Annotated in this window: 17 protein-coding genes; 7 read left to right on the top strand and 10 right to left on the bottom strand. The window is 61.4% G+C overall.

The annotated features are described in order from the left end of the window. Positions 1-53: 53 nt before the first annotated feature. Positions 54-1,361 carry an OprD family porin gene (locus tag QNH97_RS13420; RefSeq protein WP_283557268.1) on the bottom strand — a complete coding sequence of 436 codons (1,308 nt, stop codon included), beginning with the start codon at positions 1,359-1,361 and terminating at the stop codon, positions 54-56. A gap of 302 nt (positions 1,362-1,663) precedes the next feature. Here QNH97_RS13420 and mhpT point away from each other — a divergent pair, with 302 nt between their 5' ends. Next, on the top strand, positions 1,664-2,875 hold the full coding sequence (mhpT, locus tag QNH97_RS13415) for a 3-(3-hydroxy-phenyl)propionate transporter MhpT (RefSeq protein WP_283557267.1): 1,212 nt from the start codon (positions 1,664-1,666) through the stop codon (positions 2,873-2,875). 12 nt (positions 2,876-2,887) lie between these two features. Here mhpT and QNH97_RS13410 read toward each other — a convergent pair whose 3' ends face one another. Next, complete coding sequence (locus QNH97_RS13410) at positions 2,888-3,790, bottom strand: helix-turn-helix domain-containing protein (protein WP_283557266.1); 903 nt, start codon at positions 3,788-3,790, stop codon at positions 2,888-2,890. A gap of 222 nt (positions 3,791-4,012) precedes the next feature. On the opposite strand from QNH97_RS13410, the gene QNH97_RS13405 reads away from it, so the two are divergent. Together QNH97_RS13405 and QNH97_RS13400 are read left to right on the top strand one after the other, a co-directional pair. Beyond that, positions 4,013-4,786 (top strand): L-iditol 2-dehydrogenase, encoded by a 774-nt coding sequence (locus QNH97_RS13405; RefSeq protein ID WP_283557265.1) that lies wholly within the window; start codon positions 4,013-4,015, stop codon positions 4,784-4,786. Between the two features lie 194 nt (positions 4,787-4,980). Then, positions 4,981-5,832, top strand: a complete 852-nt coding sequence (locus tag QNH97_RS13400; protein ID WP_283557264.1) for a CAP domain-containing protein — start codon at positions 4,981-4,983, stop codon at positions 5,830-5,832. Positions 5,833-5,862: 30 nt separating this feature from the next. Here the strand turns inward: QNH97_RS13400 and QNH97_RS13395 are convergent, their stop codons facing one another. Next, positions 5,863-6,750, bottom strand: coding sequence for a LysR family transcriptional regulator (locus tag QNH97_RS13395; RefSeq protein WP_283557263.1), 888 nt, complete (start codon positions 6,748-6,750; stop codon positions 5,863-5,865). Positions 6,751-6,851: 101 nt separating this feature from the next. On the opposite strand from QNH97_RS13395, the gene QNH97_RS13390 reads away from it, so the two are divergent. Genes QNH97_RS13390 through QNH97_RS13380 form a run of 3 tightly spaced genes read left to right on the top strand, consistent with a single transcriptional unit; the run spans position 6,852 to position 9,886 of the window. Continuing rightward, positions 6,852-8,204, top strand: coding sequence for an acyclic terpene utilization AtuA family protein (locus tag QNH97_RS13390; RefSeq protein ID WP_283557262.1), 1,353 nt, complete (start codon positions 6,852-6,854; stop codon positions 8,202-8,204). After that, entirely contained in the window at positions 8,204-8,527 is a 324-nt protein-coding gene (locus QNH97_RS13385) for an AtuA-related protein (protein WP_283557261.1), read from the top strand. The genes QNH97_RS13390 and QNH97_RS13385 overlap by 1 nt, the downstream gene beginning before the upstream one ends. Before the next feature lie 51 nt (positions 8,528-8,578). Continuing rightward, on the top strand, positions 8,579-9,886 hold the full coding sequence (locus QNH97_RS13380; protein ID WP_283557260.1) for a CitMHS family transporter: 1,308 nt from the start codon (positions 8,579-8,581) through the stop codon (positions 9,884-9,886). A gap of 24 nt (positions 9,887-9,910) precedes the next feature. Here QNH97_RS13380 and QNH97_RS13375 read toward each other — a convergent pair whose 3' ends face one another. Further along, on the bottom strand, positions 9,911-10,804 hold the full coding sequence (locus QNH97_RS13375) for an NAD(P)/FAD-dependent oxidoreductase (RefSeq protein WP_283557259.1): 894 nt from the start codon (positions 10,802-10,804) through the stop codon (positions 9,911-9,913). Positions 10,805-10,948: 144 nt separating this feature from the next. On the opposite strand from QNH97_RS13375, the gene QNH97_RS13370 reads away from it, so the two are divergent. Continuing rightward, positions 10,949-11,413 carry an Rrf2 family transcriptional regulator gene (locus tag QNH97_RS13370; RefSeq protein ID WP_283557258.1) on the top strand — a complete coding sequence of 155 codons (465 nt, stop codon included), beginning with the start codon at positions 10,949-10,951 and terminating at the stop codon, positions 11,411-11,413. 408 nt (positions 11,414-11,821) lie between these two features. Here the strand turns inward: QNH97_RS13370 and mqo are convergent, their stop codons facing one another. From mqo to QNH97_RS13340, 6 genes are all read right to left on the bottom strand, one after another. Next, on the bottom strand, positions 11,822-13,465 hold the full coding sequence (gene mqo, locus QNH97_RS13365; RefSeq protein WP_283557257.1) for a malate dehydrogenase (quinone): 1,644 nt from the start codon (positions 13,463-13,465) through the stop codon (positions 11,822-11,824). A gap of 403 nt (positions 13,466-13,868) precedes the next feature. After that, entirely contained in the window at positions 13,869-15,239 is a 1,371-nt protein-coding gene (locus QNH97_RS13360) for a hybrid sensor histidine kinase/response regulator (RefSeq protein ID WP_283557256.1), read from the bottom strand. Beyond that, complete coding sequence (gene ercA / locus QNH97_RS13355; protein ID WP_283557478.1) at positions 15,223-16,380, bottom strand: alcohol dehydrogenase-like regulatory protein ErcA; 1,158 nt, start codon at positions 16,378-16,380, stop codon at positions 15,223-15,225. Before ercA ends, QNH97_RS13360 begins: the two co-directional genes overlap by 17 nt. A 132-nt stretch (positions 16,381-16,512) precedes the next feature. Beyond that, complete coding sequence (gene pqqA / locus QNH97_RS13350; RefSeq protein ID WP_003253598.1) at positions 16,513-16,584, bottom strand: pyrroloquinoline quinone precursor peptide PqqA; 72 nt, start codon at positions 16,582-16,584, stop codon at positions 16,513-16,515. Positions 16,585-16,860: 276 nt separating this feature from the next. Next, positions 16,861-18,381, bottom strand: coding sequence for an acetaldehyde dehydrogenase ExaC (gene exaC / locus QNH97_RS13345; protein WP_283557255.1), 1,521 nt, complete (start codon positions 18,379-18,381; stop codon positions 16,861-16,863). 301 nt (positions 18,382-18,682) lie between these two features. Continuing rightward, positions 18,683-20,458, bottom strand: coding sequence for a PQQ-dependent methanol/ethanol family dehydrogenase (locus QNH97_RS13340; RefSeq protein ID WP_283557254.1), 1,776 nt, complete (start codon positions 20,456-20,458; stop codon positions 18,683-18,685). Positions 20,459-20,722 lie beyond the last annotated feature (264 nt).

Genomic DNA, 20,722 nt, shown 5'->3' with positions numbered 1-20,722 from the left:
GCGCAGCCCAGCGGGAGCAAGCTCCCTCGCCACAAAAGCACTGCGCACATTCCCTACCAGATCGGCACGCTGTAGGTCACCAAAAACCGGGTCTGGTTCTCATCGCGAAAGGCCGCAGCCCCCGGGAAGTTATTGCGGTAGATCGACTTGCGCGCCAGCAGCCCGACGTTCTTCAGCGGGCCGCTCTGGATCACGTACCCCAGCTCCATCTGGAACTCTCGCTCCTTGCGGTCCTCGGCATTGAAGGCCGCCAGCTCGATGTGATCGCCACGCACGTAACGCAATCGGGTCCTAAGGCCCGGTACGCCCACGGCGGCAAAGTCATAGTCATGGATCGCCTGCCAGGTGCGCTCCTTGGCATTGAGAAAATCCGAGCTCATGGTCATTTCGCTCAAGCCCATCAACTCGGTGCCCGACACATAAGGCGTGGCCGTATCGCCACTCGAATGCATGTAGCCCAGGCTCACGCGATGCCCACCCAAGCGATAGCCGATCAGCGCCGATACATTGCGGTTATCCACTTTGCCGGCCTTGGCGGCGCCGTCTTCGTCACTGAAAAAGCTGCGCAGGTCGGTGGTCAACACCCCGTCACCCAAGGGCAGGTTATGCAGTAACGCCAGGGTATTTTGCTGGTACAGGTCTGCCACTTCGGCGTGGTAGGCCCGCAGGCTGAGGTCTTTGTTGACCTGATAGTCGCCGCCCACATAGGCCATGTGAGACGAAGTCGCCGTGCCATTGAAACGCCGATTGGGCGAGGCAATGCTCATCGACTGGTAGTCGGTGGAATCGCGACGGTTGATGCGGTCGATGTAGCCGGTGTTCAACGTCAATCCGTCGATGTCCTTGGAACTGAGCGTCGTCCCGCGAAAGGTCTGCGGCAGCAGGCGTGATGGGCTGGCGAAGGCGAACGGCAGGAAAATCGAAACATCGCCGGTCTTCACCGTGGTCTGGCCCAAGCGCAGTTTGCCGGTCAATGCCAGGCGTGAGTACTCATCGGCGGCACGCTTGTCGCTGCTGGACACCGGCAACAATTCAGTGCCACTGCGATCCGGCGACGAATCAAGCTTGATCCCCAGCAATCCTCGGGCGTCCAGGCCGAACCCGACCGTGCCCGGCGTAAAGCCTGACTCCATGTTCATGAACACACCCTGGGCCCATTCCCGGGCCGCGGTTTTGGCGCCATCGTCCTTGTAGTCGCGGTCCATGTAGTAATTACGCAGGGTCAAGGTACCGTGGCTGTCGTCGATGAATCCTTCTGCCAACAACGCGCTGGAACCCAGGCTCAAGCCGAGGCAGGCCAGCAGTTGAACGAGTGGTGAAACAGGGGGCACCGCATGGGCGGCCCGCGCAAGGTTTGGCATGTTCGATGTCCATTTATTGTTGTTTTTGATCGACCTCAACGCCTGAGGTGGGCACAGAGAATGGAAATGATACGGGTGCTTCGTCAATCCAAAGTGATCGATAATCGAACATTAATATCATTAACCAGTTTTACGACTCGTGCAGCCAATGACTTCAACTAACTGTTTTTATTATGTATTTACTAGGAAATCATCATTGCGTCATCACGATTCATTTTTTAGTTATCTTTGTTAATCTTAATCCTATGCACCGATTCCTCGCTCGAACCGGTGTCCAGACAAAAACAATAAGAGGATTTGCCATGGATCGCCCGGCACGTCGTACGACGCTGACCATCGCCCTGTGTTTTATCGTTGCGCTGATCGAGGGTTTTGACCTGCAGTCGGCCGGCACCGCCGCCGCAGGCTTGCGCCAGACCTTTGCCCTGGACCCGAAAATGATGGGCTGGGTCTTCAGTGCCGGGATCATCGGGCTGCTGCCAGGTGCATTTTTCGGGGGCTGGATCGCCGATCGCATCGGCCGCAAGAAAATCCTCATCGCCGCTGTCTTGCTGTTCGGTGTGTTCTCCCTCAGCACCGCTTATGTCGAACATTTTTCCAGCCTGTTGCTGGTGCGCTTCATGACCGGCCTGGGCCTGGGCGCCGCCCTGCCCAACCTCATTGCCCTGTGTGCCGAGTCCGTGGGGGAGCAGCGCCGCGGCACGGCCATCAGTGTGATGTATGCGGGGGTTCCGTTGGGGGGTGCCTTGGCGGCCGTGGTCGCCATGCTGTTTGGCGAACACTGGCAGATGACGTTTTTCATCGGTGGGCTGGCGCCATTGCTGGTTGTGCCGCTGATGGTGCTGTGGCTCCCTGAGTCCAGCGCCTTTCGCCAGGCCCAGGGTGCCGGCGGCGAGGCTCGCAGCTCAACCAGTCAGGCGCTGTTCGGCGAAGGTCGGGGCCGTACTACCCTGGCCCTTTGGCTGAGCTATTTCTTCACCCTGACGGTCATGTACATGTTGCTCAACTGGCTACCGTCGCTGCTGCTGGAACAAGGTTTCAGCAAGCCCCAGGCGGGTCTGGTGCAGATGCTGTTCAACATTGGCGGAACCTTGGGTTCGTTGCTCGGTGGCCTGTTGCTGGACCGCTGCAACGGCGTCAAGGTGGTGCTGTTCGTCTATTCCGGGCTGCTCAGCGCCCTGGCCGGGGTCGGGTTATCGATCGGCATCGTACCGATGGCTATCGCCGGGTTTGCCGCCGGGTTGTTCGTCATGGCGGCGCAATTGGTGCTCTATGCCTTGGCACCGCCCTCCTACCCTACCGCCGTACGTGCGACCGGTGTCGGCGCGGCAGTGGCCATCGGGCGCCTGGGTTCCGTCGCTGGACCATTGGCCGCCGGACAAATCCTGGCGGCCGGGGCGGGAACCACCGGTGTGCTGTTGGCAACATCGCCGGGCTTGCTGATTGCGGCCGTGGCGGCGATCAGTGTGATGGCTCGTGCGGTGACGGTGGGCGAGGCGCAGACTGCGCGTTGAAGCACTGCGGCTTCAAACCAATGACAAGGCGCCCCGGCGATACTCACTGGGCGTCTGGTTCATCTCGATGCGGAAATGCCGGTTGAAATTAGAGAGGTTGTTGTAACCCACCTCAAAACAGATATCGGTTACCGGCATTTCACTCTGCAACAGCAGCCTGCAGGCGCGCTGGACCCGCAGTTTGCGCATCAGGTCGATGAAGCCATGCCCGGTAATGCGTTTGAAGAAACGCGAGAAGCCGGGTTCGCTCATGTCCAGTTGCCGGGCGATCACCGACAGGCGCAGGTCGCCGGTGAGTTCGGCGTGCAAATACTCGAAGGCTTTGTGGATGCGCTCGGAGCTGCGGGAATCGAGGGTGGGTGCGTAGCAAGGGCTCGCCAAGCTGAGGGTCTCGTCTTCCGGGGCTTGGTTCAGCGTGTTGAGCAACTTCAGGAACAGCGCCAATCGCGACAGCCCCTGGGCCGGGCCGATGGCTTCAAGCAGGCGCGCTGCATGTAAGGAGGTAGCGCCGCTGAAGGCCAGGCCACGACGGGCACGTTCGAACAGCCCTTGCAGATCTGCCAACTCAGGCAGGGTCTGACGCAAGGTCAGTAGCGTCGCACCATCGAATTGCAGCACCACATCGCGGCCTTCCAGGTACTCACCCGGCGCCAAGTCGCCCATCCAATCATGAGGCAGGTCCGGACCGATCATCGCCACATGTCCAGGGCCGAACGGGCCAATGTAGTCGCCTGCCAGCAGCTTTCCGCTGCCCTGGCGGATCAGGTGGATTTCAAATTCAGGATGGTGATTCCAGCGCGCCATCGGGTACGGATAGTCGTGCTCGTACCAGCGAAAACTGTGCTCGGGCTCCGGGAGGATGATTTCCAGTTCGGCAGGCCGCTGCTCGAACAAAGGCGTTCTGTGGTCAGGCATGTCGCGCCTCTCTTAGCGTTGTAGCAGCACCTTACGCCGGGTTGGACGGCGGTCGCCAGTTTGATCTGCCCCCCTCAATGATGCTTTTTTAACCCAGCCGTACGCCTTGGACCGAAGTAAAAAAGTACCAGCGGATCATCCTTCCTGCGTTTGTCCGCATTCAGGTGCGCTGCTGTAATCGGCTTGCCATTGATTGATGCAGCTTATAAAAGGACACCCCCCATGAAACGACTGGAAGGAAAAAGTGCGCTGGTAACCGGCGCCGCCCGTGGTATCGGCAGGACCTTTGCCCAGGCCTATATCAACGAAGGCGCGACGGTGGCGATTGCCGATATCGATCTGGAGCGGGCCCAGGCCACCGCCGCCGAGTTGGGCGCCAGCGCCTACGCGGTAAAAATGGACGTGACCGATCAAGCCTCCATCGACCAAGCCATCGACGCCGTCGTGGCCCGGGTCGGCAAGCTGGATATCCTGATCAATAACGCGGCGCTGTTCGACTTGGCGCCGATTGTGGAGATCACGCGCCAGAGCTACGAGCGGCTGTTTTCCATCAACGTCGCTGGCACGCTGTTTACGCTGCAAGCCGCGGCCCGGCAGATGATCCGCCAGGGGCATGGCGGCAAAATCATCAACATGGCGAGCCAGGCTGGCCGGCGTGGCGAAGCGCTGGTTGGCGTCTATTGCGCCACCAAGGCAGCGGTGATCAGCCTGACCCAGTCCGCCGGGCTGGATTTGATCAAACATCGGATCAACGTCAACGCCATCGCTCCCGGCGTGGTGGATGGCGAGCATTGGGACGGCGTGGATGCGCTGTTTGCCCACCACGAAAACCTGCCGTTGGGGGAAAAGAAACGCCAGGTCGGCCAGCAAGTGCCTTATGGCCGGATGGGGACCGCGGACGATCTCACAGGCATGGCGATTTTCCTGGCCTCGGCAGAGAGTGAATACGTGGTAGCGCAGACCTACAACGTCGATGGCGGGAACTGGATGAGCTGACAATTTGCGGTTTAAGGGCCTTGAAACGACGGAAATGGACTTATTTGCTTGAAAATTGATCCCACTACTTGAGGATTGTCCCGAACGGTACCCAGCGGTGCCGTTCCAAGGGATTTCAAGAGAGCGTGAATACCGTTGCCCCAGCGGGGCAAAAATTGCGCATCATAGGCGCCGTCCGCTCAAGGGAGATTTACATGCGTGCCATTTCATCCGCCATGCGGCTTGCCGTACTGACGCTGGGCCTGGCGTTTGCCGTCGGCGCCGCGGCCACCGAAGAGACGCAGCTGGTCGAGTCCATCAACCTTTACCGTAGCCAGTCCCAAAGCTGCGCGGGCCAGGCCTCCCTGGAGTTGCCGCCGCTGGCGATGGATTCGCGGCTGATCCTGTCGGCCAATGGCATCGGCGACCTGCAGCAGGCGCTGGCGCGCACGGCCTATCCGATGGTCAATGTGCAGGCCATCAGCCTGTCCGGGCCGCGCGATGCACAAGCCGCGATGAAAGCCGTACAGGAAAGTTTCTGTCAGGTTGTGCTGGACCCGCAGTTCGTCGACATCGGCGTCAGTCGACTCGATCGCGAATGGCGCATCGTGCTCGCGCGTCCACTGCTGTCGGCGCGCCTCGGGGACTGGCAAGCCGAAGGCCAGAAACTGCTGAAGCTGATCAACAGCGCCCGCTCGCAGCCACGCCGCTGCGGCACCGAAACGTTCACGGCCACAACGCCATTGGCCTGGAACGGTACCCTGGCCCTGGCGGCGGTCACGCACACCCGGGCCATGGCCAACAACAATTTCTTCGACCACAAGGACCGCGACGGCCGCATGCCGGGTGACCGCGCCGAACTGGCCGGCTATCTCGGCCAGTTGATCGGCGAGAACATTGCCGCCGGGCAAGACACGGCCCTTAAGGTGGTGGATGGCTGGCTGGCCAGCCCCGGGCATTGCGCCAACCTGATGAACCCGCAGTTCCGCGAATTGGGCGCCGGGTATGCAATGGACCCTAAAAGCGATGCGGGGATTTATTGGACGGCTATGTTTGGTACCCAATAGAGGGATTGCATCCACCCACATCAATACCGGCTACTGACGGTTGTCCTGCCGCAGCGTTTGCCGCATATGCTGCATGAATTGGCTCAACGAGGGTGACTGGGCCACGGGCTTGCGTTGCAACAGACCGATCGAACGCTTGCCGGGCTGGTCGATGGCAATCACCGAACATTGCTCACCAATGTTGAACACCGCCGTGCAACTGGCCGGCAGCAGGGAAAAACCCAATCCTTCACGCACCAGGGCGGTGGCCGTGCTCATGTGGGCCACCTCCCAGGCCGGCTCCGGATCGACGTTCAGGTAGCGCAATGCTGCATCCGCCAGGGGCCGGATGCTGGTGTCGGGGGTCAGGGCGATGTAGGGCTGTCGCTTCCAGTCATCCAGGCTGTCGCGCTGATGGTCCTTATGCGCTAGCAACACCAGGTTGTCATCCAGCAAACGCACAAAGCTCAACCCGGACAGATCGTCCGGCAACGAAGTAATGCCCGCATCCACCTCGCCGCGCTGCACCCAGCCCATGATCTCCCCGGCACGGCCGTCCAGCACGCTCACCCGTACCCCCGGGTGTTCGTGCTGGAACGAGGCAATGACCACGGGCAAGAACGAAGCGGCAGCGGTGGGCAACGCCCCCAGGCGGAGGGTGCCACGGCTCAGGCTGAGGGTATCGCGAGCATCGCGTATGGCATCGTCCATATCCCTGAGCATGCGCCTGGCCTGGGGCAGGAAGTGTTCGCCGGCTAGCGTCAGCTCGACACTGCGGGTGTTGCGCGCCAGCAACTGCAGCCCCATGGTCTCTTCCAGCTTACGGATGCTGTAGCTCAGGGCTGGTTGCGACAGGTGAAGCTGTTCCGCGGTGCGGGTGAAGCTTGAAGTCTCGGCGATCAGGATGAAGGCGCGAAGCTGTCTGAAAGAAACGTTCATGGCCGCACCTATAAAGAAAATGGATCAATTGATTCTACCTTTAAAATTCACAGAACAATCCAGGGCAGCCACTATGGGTCATCCCAACCGTGGAAATGGACATGACCAAGACAATTCTCGTCGGGTGCGGCGCCGGTTTCGCCAATGACCGCCCGGACGCCGCGTTGCGCCTGGCCCAGGACCTGGCGCAGCGGACCGGCCAGCGCTACATCATGCTGGAGCTGCTGGCCGAACGGACGCTGGCCGAGGCGCAGTTGCGCAAAGGGCTGGATCCCCAGGCCGGCTATTCCTCTCGCCTGTTCGACTTCCTCGAACCGATGCTGGACGTGTGCATCGAAGCCGGCATCCCGATCATTACCAACGGCGGTGCAGCCAACCCCAGGGCTGCGGCGCAACGGCTGCGTGAAATCCTGGCCGGACGCTATCCGGCCTTGAAAATTGCCTGTGTGCTGGGCGATGACCTGCTGGAGGAAACCCCGGCCCGTTACGATCGGTGGCTATCGTTGGAGCCTATCGGGCAGACGCCCGTATCGGTCAACGTTTACACCGGGGCCTATGGCATCGCGACGGCGCTGGCCGAAGGCGCCGGTATCGTGCTCTGTGGTCGGGTCGCCGACCCGTCGTTGGCGGTGGGCGCGATTCGCCACGGGTTGGGCTGGGCCGCCGACGATTGGCAGAAGATGGCCGTCGCCACTGCCGCCGGGCATTTGCTGGAGTGCTGCACCCAGGTCACCGGCGGCTATTTTGCCCACCCCGGCATGAAAGAAATCCCGGACCCGGCCAACCTCGGTTGCCCGATTGCCGAAGTTCACCAGAACGGCCGCTTGATCATTGGCAAGACCCGCCACTGCGGTGGACGGGTCAGCGAGCAGACAGTCAAGGAACAACTGCTCTACGAGGTTCACGATCCACGGGGTTACCTGACCCCGGATGTGGTCCTGGATCTGGGCCAGGCCCGTGTCCAGGACCTGGGTGAGAACCGTGTCGAAATCAGCGGTCTGCTTGGCCATCCGCGCCCCGACACACTCAAGGGTTTGGCCGGGGTGCGCGGCCTTTGGTTCGGCGAGGCGGAGATTTCCTATGCCGGCCCCGGCGCCGTGGCCCGAGCGACCCTGGCCCGGGAAATTCTGCTGCAACGCTTCGACCGGTTGGCGCCGGGGGTAGAGCCCTGGATCGATTTGTCGGGTATCGCCAGCCTGTTCAATGACCATGCTGGTCGCTACCTGCAACAACGGCTGGCCGAGGCACCCGAGCTCGAAGATGTACGCGTGCGAGTGGGGCTGACCCACACCGACCGGTCGTTGCTCGAAACCCTGCTGGCCGAGGTGGAATCGCTCTACACCAACGGGCCGGCCGGCGGTGGAGGGGTTCGCCGACATCTCAGCGAAGCTGTCACCACGCGCAGTTTCCTGCTGCCGCGCAGCGAAATCCATACGACCCTGGAGTGGTACTGATGAACTTCGTCACCCTCGCCGACTTCGCCCACGCCCGCGCCGGAGACAAAGGCAACATCCTCAGCGTCGCGGTCTTTCCCCATGACCCTGCGCATTTCCCGTGGTTGCTGCGCGAATTGACCAGCGAGCGTGTCGCCGAACAATTTGCCACGCGGCGGCCTTCCAGGGTGCACCGCTACGAACTGCCGAACCTGAACGCACTGAATTTCGTGCTCGAAGACGCCCTGGAGGGCGGCGTAAACCTCAGTTGCGGTCTTGATCGCCATGGCAAGAGCCTGAGTTATCTACTCCTGGCCCTGCGCCTGCCAGGGCCGCAGGGCTGATCGACACGCCGTCACTGAACCATCGACAACAATAAAAAGAGAGGCCGCTACATGATTACAACTCTGGGTTTCCTGATGATGCTGGCCATCATCGGGCTGATATTGCTACGCAGGATCAGCCCCGTGGTGGCGTTCACCACCCTGCCCGTCGCCGTTTGCCTGCTGGCCGGTTTCAATCCCGGACAAATCGGCGAGTTCATCAAGGCCGGGCTGATCACCGTGGCCCCGACTGCGGCGCTGTTTCTGTTTGCCATTCTGTTTTTCGGCATCATGCGCGATCGAGGGTTATTCGATCCGCTGGTCAACCTGCTGATCCGCAGCACCGGCGGCAAGCCCCTGGCGGTGGCCCTGGTCACGGTGCTGGTGACCTCGGTGGTGCACCTGGACGGGGTCGGTGCCGCCACGTTCTTGCTGACCATTCCGGCGCTGCTGCCCTTGTACAAACGCCTGAACATGAACCCGGCGATGCTGTTGTGCCTGGTGGGCACCACGGCCGGCGTCATCAATATGGTGCCTTGGGGTGGCACCACGGCCCGTGCCGCCGCCGTGTCGGGGCTCGATGCCACCGAGCTGTGGCTGGGCTTGCTGCCCGTGCAGATGGTGGGCCTGGTCTGCATGCTGCTGGTGGCGACGGTGTTGGGCTCGCGGGCCCAGCGTCGCCAGCCGATGTCATTGGGGGCGGCCGCCAGCGTCGACCTGGAAAGCCTGTCCACTGAAGCCCGCGAGTTCAGCCTCTCGCCCCGAAGCCTGCGCTATTGGCTTAACGTGGCCTTGACTGGCGCAATCCTGGCCTGCCTGTTTACCGGTATTTTCCCGCTATACGCTTGTTTCATGGTCGGGCTGGGCATCGCCCTGCCGTTGAACTTCCCGTCCCTGGACGCCCAGGCCGAGCGTCTCAAGGCTCACGCATCCGACGCGCTGCAAATGGTGCTGGTGATGATGGCCGCCGCCGTGCTGCTGGGCGTGCTGTCCGGGGCGAAAATGTCCGATGGCATGGCCCTGGCGCTGATCGACATCCTCCCCGCCGGTTCCGCCCAATACCTGCACGTGATCGTCGGTTTCTTCGGTGTCCCCCTGGGCATGATCTTCTCGCCGGACGCCTACTACTTCGCCCTGTTGCCTGTGATCAAGGACGTGGCCGCCGCTGCTGGCGTCCCTCTCGAAGCGGTGGCCCGGGCCATGTTGATCGGGGAAAACACCGGTTTTTCCATCAGTCCGGTCGTGCCCAGCGTGTACCTGGCACTCGCGCTCAGTGGTGTGGAGCTGCGCAAACACATGGCGTATACCTTCTTCTGGGCCTGGGGCGTCAGTCTGGTAATGCTTGCCTTCGCCGTGGCGACCGGGGCGGTTCAAGTCTAAGGGGAATGGCCGCCCGCTGTGCTGTCAGTGCGCGGTAAAGATCAGGGAGCGGTGCACACCTGAGCCCGCCCTCACCCCATCCCCTACCGACAACGCGACCGAGCCGAAGGGCATGGCCGCGTCGCCACAGGCAAACACCCCTGGCACGCTGGTTTCCCGAGTCATGTCGCTCTGGATGAAGGCCCCCATTGGCCCCTCTTCGAACTCACAGCCCAAGGACGCGGCCAATGGGCTGGCTACACGGGTGCGGGTCAGGACAAACAGGCCATCGACGGCCACCACCCGGCCATTGGCCAACACGACGTTGGCACGGTCGCCTTCGATGCGTTCAACGCGCTCGGGCACAATCGTTACCCCGCGTCGTTTCAGGCTGGCGCGCTGCTCAGGGTCAGGCTCGAACACGCCATGGGTGAAGAACGTCGTCGGTCCCCAGTCCGGAAGCATCAGCGCATGGTGCAGGGACATTTCCGAGGTCGCCAACACGCCAATTGGCCCTTGTTCCAACTCATATCCATGGCAATACGGACAATGAAACACGCTCTTGCCCCAGCGCTGTGCCAACCCTTCCACTTCAGGCAGCTCATCGATCACGCCGGTGGCCAACAGCAGGCGCCGGGCGGCGAAGCGTTGCCCGCCGCCGGTTGCCAGGGTGAAACCGTCCGCTGTCTTGCTGGCGCTGATCGCGGTGTCTGGCACCCATTCCACTGTCGGATAGGCCATTAGCTGGCGGCGCGCGTCCTCGGCGATGTCACCGGGAGCCCGGCCGTCCTGGCCGAGGAACCCATGGGAGGTGGCAGCGAACCGATTGCGACGCTGCCCCGCGTCGATAACCAGCACCTTGCGCCGGGCCCGCACCAGTTGCAAAGCCGCGGACATACCGGCGTAGCTGCCGCCTGCGATGATGACGTCGTAGCGCATGATCGTTCTCCAAGGGTGGTTCGAAGGAATCGAAAGTCTCGACACATCGTAAGTTCCTTGAAAAGCACCTGTCAACGATCTCGTAACTTTTGCAATTACACGCGATACTCACTCTCGCCTCTGTCACGGAATACCGCAACGATCATGAGAACCGACACCCGCCTGTCTCGCATGCTTCATGTGCTGATCCATATGGACCGTCACCAGCAATCCGCCACCTCCGATACTCTTGCGCAAATGCTGGGGACCAACCCGGTGGTAGTACGCCGGACCATGGCCTTGCTCAAGGAACGCGGGTATGTCACGTCGGAAAAAGGCCATCGCGGTGGCTGGACTCTGAGTAAACCGTTGTCGGAAATGACCTTGCTCGACATCCACCAGGCGCTGGGTGGCACGTCGATTTTCGCCATTGGCCTGTCCAGTGATCATCCTCAGTGTCTGGTGGAGCAAGCGGTGAATGCGGCGCTGACGGATGCGTTCGATGAGGCCCAGGCGTTGCTGCTCAAGCGTCTTGGCGGGATTACGCTGGCGCGGTTGGCGGAGGATTTTGATCAGCGGTTTCGGCAGGGTTGCGGGGGGACTTGGCAAGCGGGACAGATCGAGCATTGAGGTTGACTGGTACGCTTTTCTTATCAATACAACTGCCCCAAGAATCCTCATATTTGTGTGTATATCCGTTTTTGCGGTAACGGCTGCTGGCGGTTCCGCCCTGACGGCGGGTCACTTTTGGAAGAGAGAGCCCCAAAAAGTAACCAAAAGCGCTTTGCCCCACCACTCGGTGCCTCGCCTAGGCTCGGCACCAAGTGGTGGGGCTAAAGCGTTTTGCTTACTTTTGCGCTTCTCAAAAGTAAGACGCCGTAAGGGCGGAACCGCCAGCAGCCGTTACCGAAAAAACGGATATACACACCAAACCCGCCAAAAAAAACGGCGCCTTCCATCTCGGAAGCAGCGCCGTCTTTTCTTAACTGAACACGCTCATTGAGCCGCGTTCTTGTCCATCACCAGACAGCGTCCGGTTTAAAGCGCCATGTCAGTCGCCGGATCAGCTTCGCGCGCGGCGGCCGGTTTGGCCGGGGCCACGGGGGTGCCTGGCTTGCCGATAGCCGGTGGCGGGGCCAGTTGCAGGACTTCGCTGGTGTACGCCCACTCCTGGGCAACACGCTCAGGGCTATCGTTGAGCTTGGTGCCGTAGCTCGGCACGATCTGGTGCAGTTTTTCCTGCCAGGCCGGACTGGCAACCTTGTCCTTGAAGACCTTCTCAAGCACGGTCAGCATGATCGGCGCGGCGGTCGAGGCGCCTGGCGAGGCACCCAGAAGCGCGGCGATGCTGCCGTCCTGGGAAGCGACCACTTCGGTGCCGAGCTTCAGGACGCCGCCCTTCTCTTCGTCACGCTTGATGATCTGCACGCGCTGGCCGGCCTGCCACAGGCGCCAGTCTTCCTGCTTCGCTTCCGGGAAGTACTCCTTCAGGGCGTTGAAGCGGTCCTCGTCCGATTGCATCAGCTGGCCAGCCAAGTATTCCACCAGGGGGTACTGCTCGATACCGACCTTGGTCATCGGCCACACGTTGTGGGTCGTGGTGCTGGTCAGCAGGTCGAAGTACGAGCCGTTCTTCAGGAACTTGGTAGAGAACGTGGCAAATGGGCCAAACAGGATCACACGCTTGCCGTCCAGTACGCGGGTGTCCAGGTGCGGCACGGACATCGGCGGTGCGCCGACCGAAGCCTTGCCGTACGCCTTCGCCAGGTGCAACTGGGCGACAGTCGGGTTTTCGGTGACCAGGAACGAACCGCCCACCGGGAAGCCTGCGTACTCATGGGCTTCAGGAATGTCGGCTTCTTGCAGCAAGTGCAAGGCACCGCCGCCGGCGCCGATGAACACGAACTTGGCGTCGGTCTCGGTTTCGGTACCGTCTTTCAGGTTCTTGTAGGAAACGCGCCAGGTGCCGTCTTCGTTGCGAGTGATGTCTTCCACTTCGCTGGACAGCTTGAGGGAGAAGTTCGGCTTGGTTTGCAGATAAGCCGCGAACTGGCGGGTGATTTCACCGAAATTCACGTCGGTGCCCAGGGGACTCCAGGTGGCCGCGACCTTCTGGCTCGGGTCACGCCCTTGCATCATCAGTGGAACCCACTTGCTGATCTGCTCGCGATCTTCGGAGTACTGCATGCCGGCGAACAACGGGCTGGCCTGGAGGGCTTCGTAGCGCTTCTTCAGGAACGCGATGTTCTCATCGCCCCACAGGAAACTCATGTGCGGCGTGGAGTTGATGAACGATCGCGGGTTCTTCAGCACGCCGTTCTTGACCTGCCAAGACCAGAACTGACGGGAGATCTGGAAGGCTTCGTTGATTTCGATGGCCTTGGAGATATCGACCTTGCCGTTCTTGTCTTCCGGCGTGTAGTTCAGCTCGGCCAGCGCGGAGTGACCGGTACCGGCATTGTTCCAGCCGTTGGAGCTCTCTTCGGCAACACCGTCCAGGCGCTCGACCATTTCCATGGTCCAGCCCGGCTCCAGCTCATTGAGCCAGACGCCGAGTGTCGAGCTCATGATGCCCCCACCAATGAGCAAGACATCCACTTTTTTTGCCTCGGCGGCGTGCGTGGTCGCAAGACCCATCGCCATCGCCAGGCCCAGCAGCGCCGTGTGTGTTTTCTTCAACATGTGTGTATCCCTAGGATAGAACGCCATTCCACCCACCTGTCCTGATCAATGATAGACCACGCCATGACCGGCAATGCCAGCAGGTTAGTATCGGGAAGGACTGGAGGATGGACCTACAGGGCCGAGTCATTATCAGCCTCACATTTATGTCTCTCCGGCGCTGACTTCTTGTAGGTCTTGGCTTCAGCTGGGTGAGGGACACTGCAAAACGGTTACCATCGGGCCTGGCGAGGCCGTGCCCGATTGTCGCAGCGGGGGGAGTTTACATAAGGAAATAAACAGATCGAAGCGTCTTTTTTCATTCAGGGTAAAAAACACGGCCAATAAGTGGCTTTTTGATAGCGCTTGACCGGCCCGACCCTCAAGCCATGCAGCGAAAGATAATCCCTCTGACGAGGGATCGCTACCCAAGCATCTGGCTTAACACCGCCCGCAACTTGCCGGGCTTGAGCGGTTTATTCAGCAGCGGCGCACCCAATTTGCGCAAGGCGCGGCGGCACTGGTCGCTGCGGTCGGCGGTGATGATCACCGCCGGGATCGCTTGGTGAAAATGCTCGCGCAGGTGCTTGACCACCTCGCACCCCACCACGCCATGATCCAGGTGAAAATCCGCCAGGATCAGTTCCGGCGCGCGACCTTGCAGCACGTCAAAGGCGCCCGCCTCGTCGGTGGCAGTCAGCACGTCGCAGCCCCACTGCCCCAGCAGCGCGGCCATGCTTTGCAAAATGCTCAGTTCGTTGTCGATCACCAGCAGGCGACGGCCCGGTAGCGGGTTGCCGGCAACTGCTTGTACGGGTATCTGAGAGAGGGGCGGCGGTCTTTCGGCTGACAGCGGCACCTGAATGCTGAACACCGAGCCGCGCCCCGGTCGGGAACGCACCTGGACCCGATAGCCGAGGATATGGGCGATGCGCTCGACGATTGCCAGACCCAGGCCGACGCCTTTGCGATCCGCCGCCCGGCCGACGTCCAATTGGTTAAATTCCAGGAATATCGACTCCAGGCAGTCGGCGGCAATGCCCCGGCCGGTGTCCCAGACTTCCAGGCTCAACTGCCCTCCCCGGCGCCGGGCGGCCAGGAGAATGCCGCCCTGGGCGGTGTAGCGGCAGGCATTGCTGAGCAGGTTGCGCAGAATGCGGGTCATCAGCCGCAGGTCGGTCATGATCGCTTCGTCGCCAAAATGCGTCCGCAGCTCCAACCCTGCAGCGCCGGCCACCGATTGGAATTCCGACACCAATGGCGCCAGCAACTCGTCCAGCCGATACGGCGCGAGGTCGGGCTTGACCGCTGCCTGGTCCAGCCGGGAAATGTCCAGCAGGTCGGTGAGCAAATCTTCCGCGCCTTCGAGGGCCTGGTGGGTGCGCTCCACCAGCACCTGCTCGGAGGTTGGCAGCGAACGCTCGCGCAAGGTGGAGATCAGCAGGCGTGCGGCGTTGAGCGGCTGCAACAGGTCATGGCTGGCGGCCGCCAGGTACTTGTCCTTGCTGCGATTGGCGGCCTGGGCGACGTCCCGGGCATCGCGCAACTGCTGCTCGACCAACTCTCGCTGGGCGATCTGTTGCTGCAGGTTGTGGTTGGCCTCCAGTAGCGCGTCGGTGCGCTCGGCCACCCGTTGTTCCAATTGTTCGTTGAGTTGTTGCAGGTGTTGCCGGGCCTGCTCCAGCTCATCGAGGCGCGCCGCCAGCTCGGGATAGTGGCTCTTGCGCGTCGAGTGATTGCCCAGTCCCAGTAACCCCTCCAAGGCTTTTTGCTGCTCGTCAGAGGGCTTCGCCATAAACGACCTCGACATCCCGCTGGCTCGACTCCCGAGGGTTGGTGAGGATGCACGGGTCATGCATCGCATGTTGCGACAGGAACGGAATATCCGAGGTGCTCACCCCGTGCAAGCCCAGGGTTTCGTGGAAACCGATGGTGTGCTTGAGGGCGATCAGGTGTTCCACCAGGCGCGTGCGAATCTGCCGGTGGTTGAGCCCACGGCAGTCGATGCCCAGCGTCTCGGCGATCACCTTGAAACGTTCAGGGGCCGAGTTGTAGTTGAAGGCCACCACGTGCTCCACCAACACCGCGTTGCACAAGCCGTGGGGCAAATCCAGGAACCCACCCAGGCTGTGGGACATCGCGTGCACTGCACCGAGGATCGCGTTGGAGAACGCCAGCCCGGCCTGCATGCTGCCGAGCATGATTTTTTCCCGCAGGGCGACGTCCGCCGGATTGGCAATCATCTGCACCAAGTTGCCGTTGATCAGGCGCATGGCCTCCAGCGCATGGGGGTCGGTCAACGGGCCGTGGCCGGTGGACACGAACGCCTCGATGGCATGCACCAGCGCATCGATGCCGGTACAGGCCGACAGGAACGGGTCCATGCTCAGGGTGGTTTCCGGGTCGATCAGCGATACGTCCGGCACCGCCGCCTTGCTGACGATGGAAAACTTCATGCGTTCTTGCTGGTTGGAGATGATCACGAACTGCGACACATCGGCCGAGGTGCCAGCCGTGGTGGGAATCAGGATCAGCGGTGGGCTGGGCATGTACAGCATGTCGACGCCCTCGAACTCGAGGATGTTGCGACCATGGGCGACGACGATGCCGATGCCCTTGCCGCAGTCCATGGGGCTGCCGCCGCCGACCGCAACGATGACGTCGCAATGGTTTTCCCGGTACACCTCGGCACCGAGCATCACTTCTTCGACCCGGGGATTGGGCGAGACGGCACTGTAGATACAGTAATCGATGGCCTGGGCCTGGAGGCTGGCCTCGACATCGGCCACCCATCCGGCAGCGATCACGCCGGGATCGGTGACGATCAGCACCTTGCGCGCGCCAAACGTCTTGGCGTAATTGCCGACATTGTGCCGGCAACCGGCACCGAACATGATTTCGGGGGAAACAAACTTGCGCAGTGGACTAAGACTCATCTTTTCAGGTGCGTGGCTCATCGGTAAGCCTGTTCTTATTGTCTTGGGATACCCTGAGCCTAAAGCATCCTACCGTGATTGCAATCAGACCAATGGGTAGCCCGGCCTGAATGCCTCAGGCCGGGCTAGCACTCATCGGTTGGCGAAGTACATTGTCACTTCAAAGCCAATACGCAGGTCAGTAAACGCGGGTTTAGTCCACATGGGTCTTTCCTCTTCTTGTACCGGGCGATTCCGGCAAGGTCATTAATGCATGCCCCGCCCAAGGCTCGAATGCTACTTTCGAAGCGGTGGGTGGGGTGCGTTGGTACTACTGGAGAGCGAGCACCTGTGGCGAGGGAGCTTGCTCCCGCTGGGCTGCGCAGCAGCCCCCCCTATCATCCACACACAAGAGATGAGATGGTTCAAAGAGGGCCGCTTCGCGGCCCAGCGGGAGCAAGCTCCCTCGCCACAGTGTTCACTCAATCGATGTTTCGAGGCTTAGAAGAACCCCAACGGATTGATGTCGTAGCTCACCAGCAGGTTCTTGGTCTGCTGGTAATGATCGAGCATCATTTTGTGGGTTTCACGGCCGACACCGGATTTCTTGTAGCCCCCGAACGCGGCGTGGGCCGGGTACAGGTGGTAGCAGTTGGTCCACACGCGACCGGCCTTGATCGCCCGGCCCATGCGGTAGGCGCGGTTGATGTCACGGGTCCACAGACCGGCGCCGAGGCCGAACTCAGTGTCGTTGGCAATGGCCAGGGCTTCGGCTTCGTCCTTGAAGGTGGTGACGCCCACCACCGGCCCGAAGATTTCTTCCTGGAACACGCGCATCTTGTTGTGACCCTTGAGCAGGGTCGGCTGGATGTAATAGCCGCTCGACAGATCCCCTTCCAGGTGCTCGGCCGCGCCGCCGGTCAGCAATTCGGCGCCCTCTTCCCGGGCGATCTCCAGATACGAAAGAATCTTGTCGTACTGCTGCTGGGAAGCCTGGGCGCCGACCATGGTGTCGGTGTCCAACGGGTTGCCGCGCTTGATCTTGGCGATTTTCTTCATGACCTCGGCCATGAACGGCACATAGATCGACTCCTGCACCAGCGCCCGGGATGGGCAGGTGCACACTTCGCCCTGGTTGAAGAACGCCAGCACCAGGCCTTCGGCGGCTTTTTCAATAAACGCCGGTTCGGCCTGCATGATGTCTTCGAAGAAGATGTTCGGCGATTTGCCGCCCAGTTCCACGGTGGACGGGATGATGTTCTCGGCGGCGCATTTCATGATGTGCGAGCCGATCGGGGTGGAACCGGTGAAGGCGATCTTGGCGATGCGCTTGCTGGTGGCCAGGGCTTCACCGGCTTCGCGACCGAAACCATGAACGATGTTCAACACACCGGCCGGCAGCAAGTCGGCGATCAGCTCCATGAACACGGTGATCGACAGCGGCGTCTGCTCCGCCGGCTTGAGCACGATGCAGTTACCGGCGGCCAGGGCCGGGGCGAGTTTCCAGGCGGCCATCAGCAGCGGGAAGTTCCACGGGATAATCTGCCCGACCACGCCCAGCGGCTCGTGGAAGTGATAGGCCGCAGTCAGTTCATTGATCTCGGCGGCCCCGCCCTCTTGGGCGCGGATGCAACCGGCGAAATACCGGAAATGATCGGCGGCCAGCGGCACGTCGGCATTGAGGGTTTCGCGTACGGCCTTGCCGTTGTCCCAGGTTTCAGCGACGGCGAGGACTTCCAGGTGCTGTTCGATGCGGTCGGCGATCTTCAACAGCGCCAGGGAACGGTCCTGCACCGAGGTCTTGCCCCAGGCATCGGCAGCGGCATGGGCGGCATCCAGGGCCTTGTCGATGTCGGCGGCGCCGGAGCGCGGGAATTCTGCAATGACTTCGCCGTTGACCGGGGACGTATTGGTGAAGTACTCGCCATTGACCGGCGCGACGAATTCGCCGCCGATGAAATTGCCATAGCGCGGCTTGAAGGAAACGACGGCGCCTGGGGTTCCGGGTTGTGCATAGATCATGATGGGCCTCTGCCTGGTCGATGCCTGTCGCGGGACAGGCGATAGACCGATGGTAGAGAGCCCCGCCCGGCGGACGAATGAGTCGTTGGCAGGGGGGCTCTCGTTATTTGGTCGTAGATTTTCGGGTAAGAAGCGCCAGCTCAAGTCTGCCGCACCTGCTGTTGTGGCGAGGGAGCTTGCTCCCGCTGGAGTGCGAAGCACTCCCATGCCTCGGGTGCTGGACGAAACCAGGACCGCCGGGTTGGCGACTGCTTCGCAGCCGAGCGGGAGCAAGCTCCCTCGCCACAGTTCAAGACAGACTTCAGTGCTTGGCCACCAGATCTTTCGGCAACTTGAAGGTCCAGAGCATCCCGCCCTGGTTGAAGTCCTTCACGCGCTTGGCCACCTCACCGCCCCACAGCGGCACCGCGCCGCCCCAGCCAGAGACCACGGAGACGTATTGCTCGCCGTCCATTTCCCAGGTGATGGGCGAACCGAGCACGCCGGAACCGGTCTGGAATTCCCAAACCTTTTCCCCGGTCTTGGCGTTGAAGGCCTGCAGGAAACCTTCAGGCGTGCCGGTGAACACCAGGTTGCCCTTGGTGGTCAGCACCCCGCCCCACAGTGGCGCGTAGTTCTTGTGGCGCCAGACTTCCTTGCCGGTCTTCGGATCGATGGCCCGCAGCACGCCGATGTAATCTTCGTTCAGTGGCTTGATGGTGAAACCGGCCCCGAGGAACGCCGCGCCTTTCTTGTAGGCGATGCCTTCGTTCCAGATGTCCATGCCCCATTCATTGGACGGCACGTAGAACAACCCGGTGTCTTGGCTATAAGCCATGGGCATCCAGTTTTTTGCGCCGAGGAAGGCCGGCGCTACGAATACCGAACTGCCCTTGGCTTCGCTGCCGGGCGCGCCTGGACGGCTGGCCTCGTTGTAGATCGGCCGGCCGTCCTTGTCCAGGCCAGTGGCCCAGGTGATCTTGTCGACAAATGGGAAACCACGGATGAACTTGCCATTGGTGCGATCGAGCACGTAGAAGAAGCCGTTACGGTCGGCGGTCGCTGCCGCCTTGATTTCCTTGCCGCCTTCCTTGTAGTTGAACGAGATCAGCTCGTTGACACCGTCATAGTCCCAGCCGTCATGAGGCGTGCTCTGGAAGTGCCATTTGATGGTGCCGTCGTCCGGGTTCAAGGCCAGACGCGATGAGGAATAGAGGTTGTCGCCAGGACGCAGGTGGGAGTTCCACGGCGCCGGGTTGCCGGTGCCGAACAGCAGCAGGTTGGTTTCCGGGTCGTAGTAACCGCCCAGCCAAGGTGCGGCACCGCCGGTTTTCCAGAGGTCGCCCGGCCAGGTCTTGCCCGCCTCACCGCCGGAGATGCCGTTTTCGACGGCCTTGCCGTCCTTGTAGACGTAGCCCATGTGGCCTTCCACGGTCGGGCGGGTCCACAGCAGTTCACCGTTCTTCGGGTCATAGGCGCTGATCTGGCCCACTACACCGAACTCACCACCGGCCACACCGGTGATCAGCTTGCCGTTGATCACCAGTGGCGCGGCGCTGATCGAGTAGCCTTCCTTGTGGTCGGCGACCTTCTTGCTCCAAACCACCTTGCCAGTGTCCTTGTTCAGCGCGACCAGCTTGGCGTCGAGGGTGCCGAAGAACACCAGGTCGCCATACAGCGCCACGCCACGGTTGATCACGTCGCAGCAAGGACGGATGTCATCGGGCAGGCGCGCGTCGTACTGCCACAGTTTCTTGCCGGTACGTGCATCCACGGCAAACACCCGCGAATAGGAGCCGGTGAGGTACATCACCCCGTCCTTGATCATTGGCTGGGCCTGCTGGCCGCGCTGCTTTTCACCACCGAAGGAAAACGCCCAGACAGGCCGCAGGTCCTTGACGTTATCCGTATTGAGCGTGGCAAGCGGGCTATAGCGCTGGCCTTGGACACCCAGGCCGTTGGTCACGATCTGCTCGGGGTTCTTCGGGTCCTGGAGAATTTCCTGATCGGTCACAGCGGCCAGGGCCGAACCGGACAGCAGCATGGCACTGAGCAGCAGGCTCACGGCGAACGGTTGGCGACGTGCGGGATGACTCATAACGGCTACCTCTGCGGTTATTGTTATACCCGGGAAATTTTCCCGGTCTGTCGCAGATTCTTGGCCCCAGGGCCGCTGGCAACAATTGCCCGCAGTGTTGAGTTTTCTAGTTCCTTGGTACATGTGTGGCATTGCACACATCCCCGTGGCGAGGGAGCTTGCTCCCGCTGGGCTGCGAAGCGGCCCCCTTTGCGCGCCCCCTTGATTATCGGTGTGTTGCAGATTTTTTAGGGCCGCTGCGCGCCCCAGCGGGAGCAAGCTCCC

The organism is Pseudomonas sp. G2-4 (assembly GCF_030064125.1).
Lineage (GTDB): Bacteria > Pseudomonadota > Gammaproteobacteria > Pseudomonadales > Pseudomonadaceae > Aquipseudomonas.
Note: the sequence above shows the minus strand (reverse complement) of the source record. Positions and strands in the feature narration are given on the sequence as shown.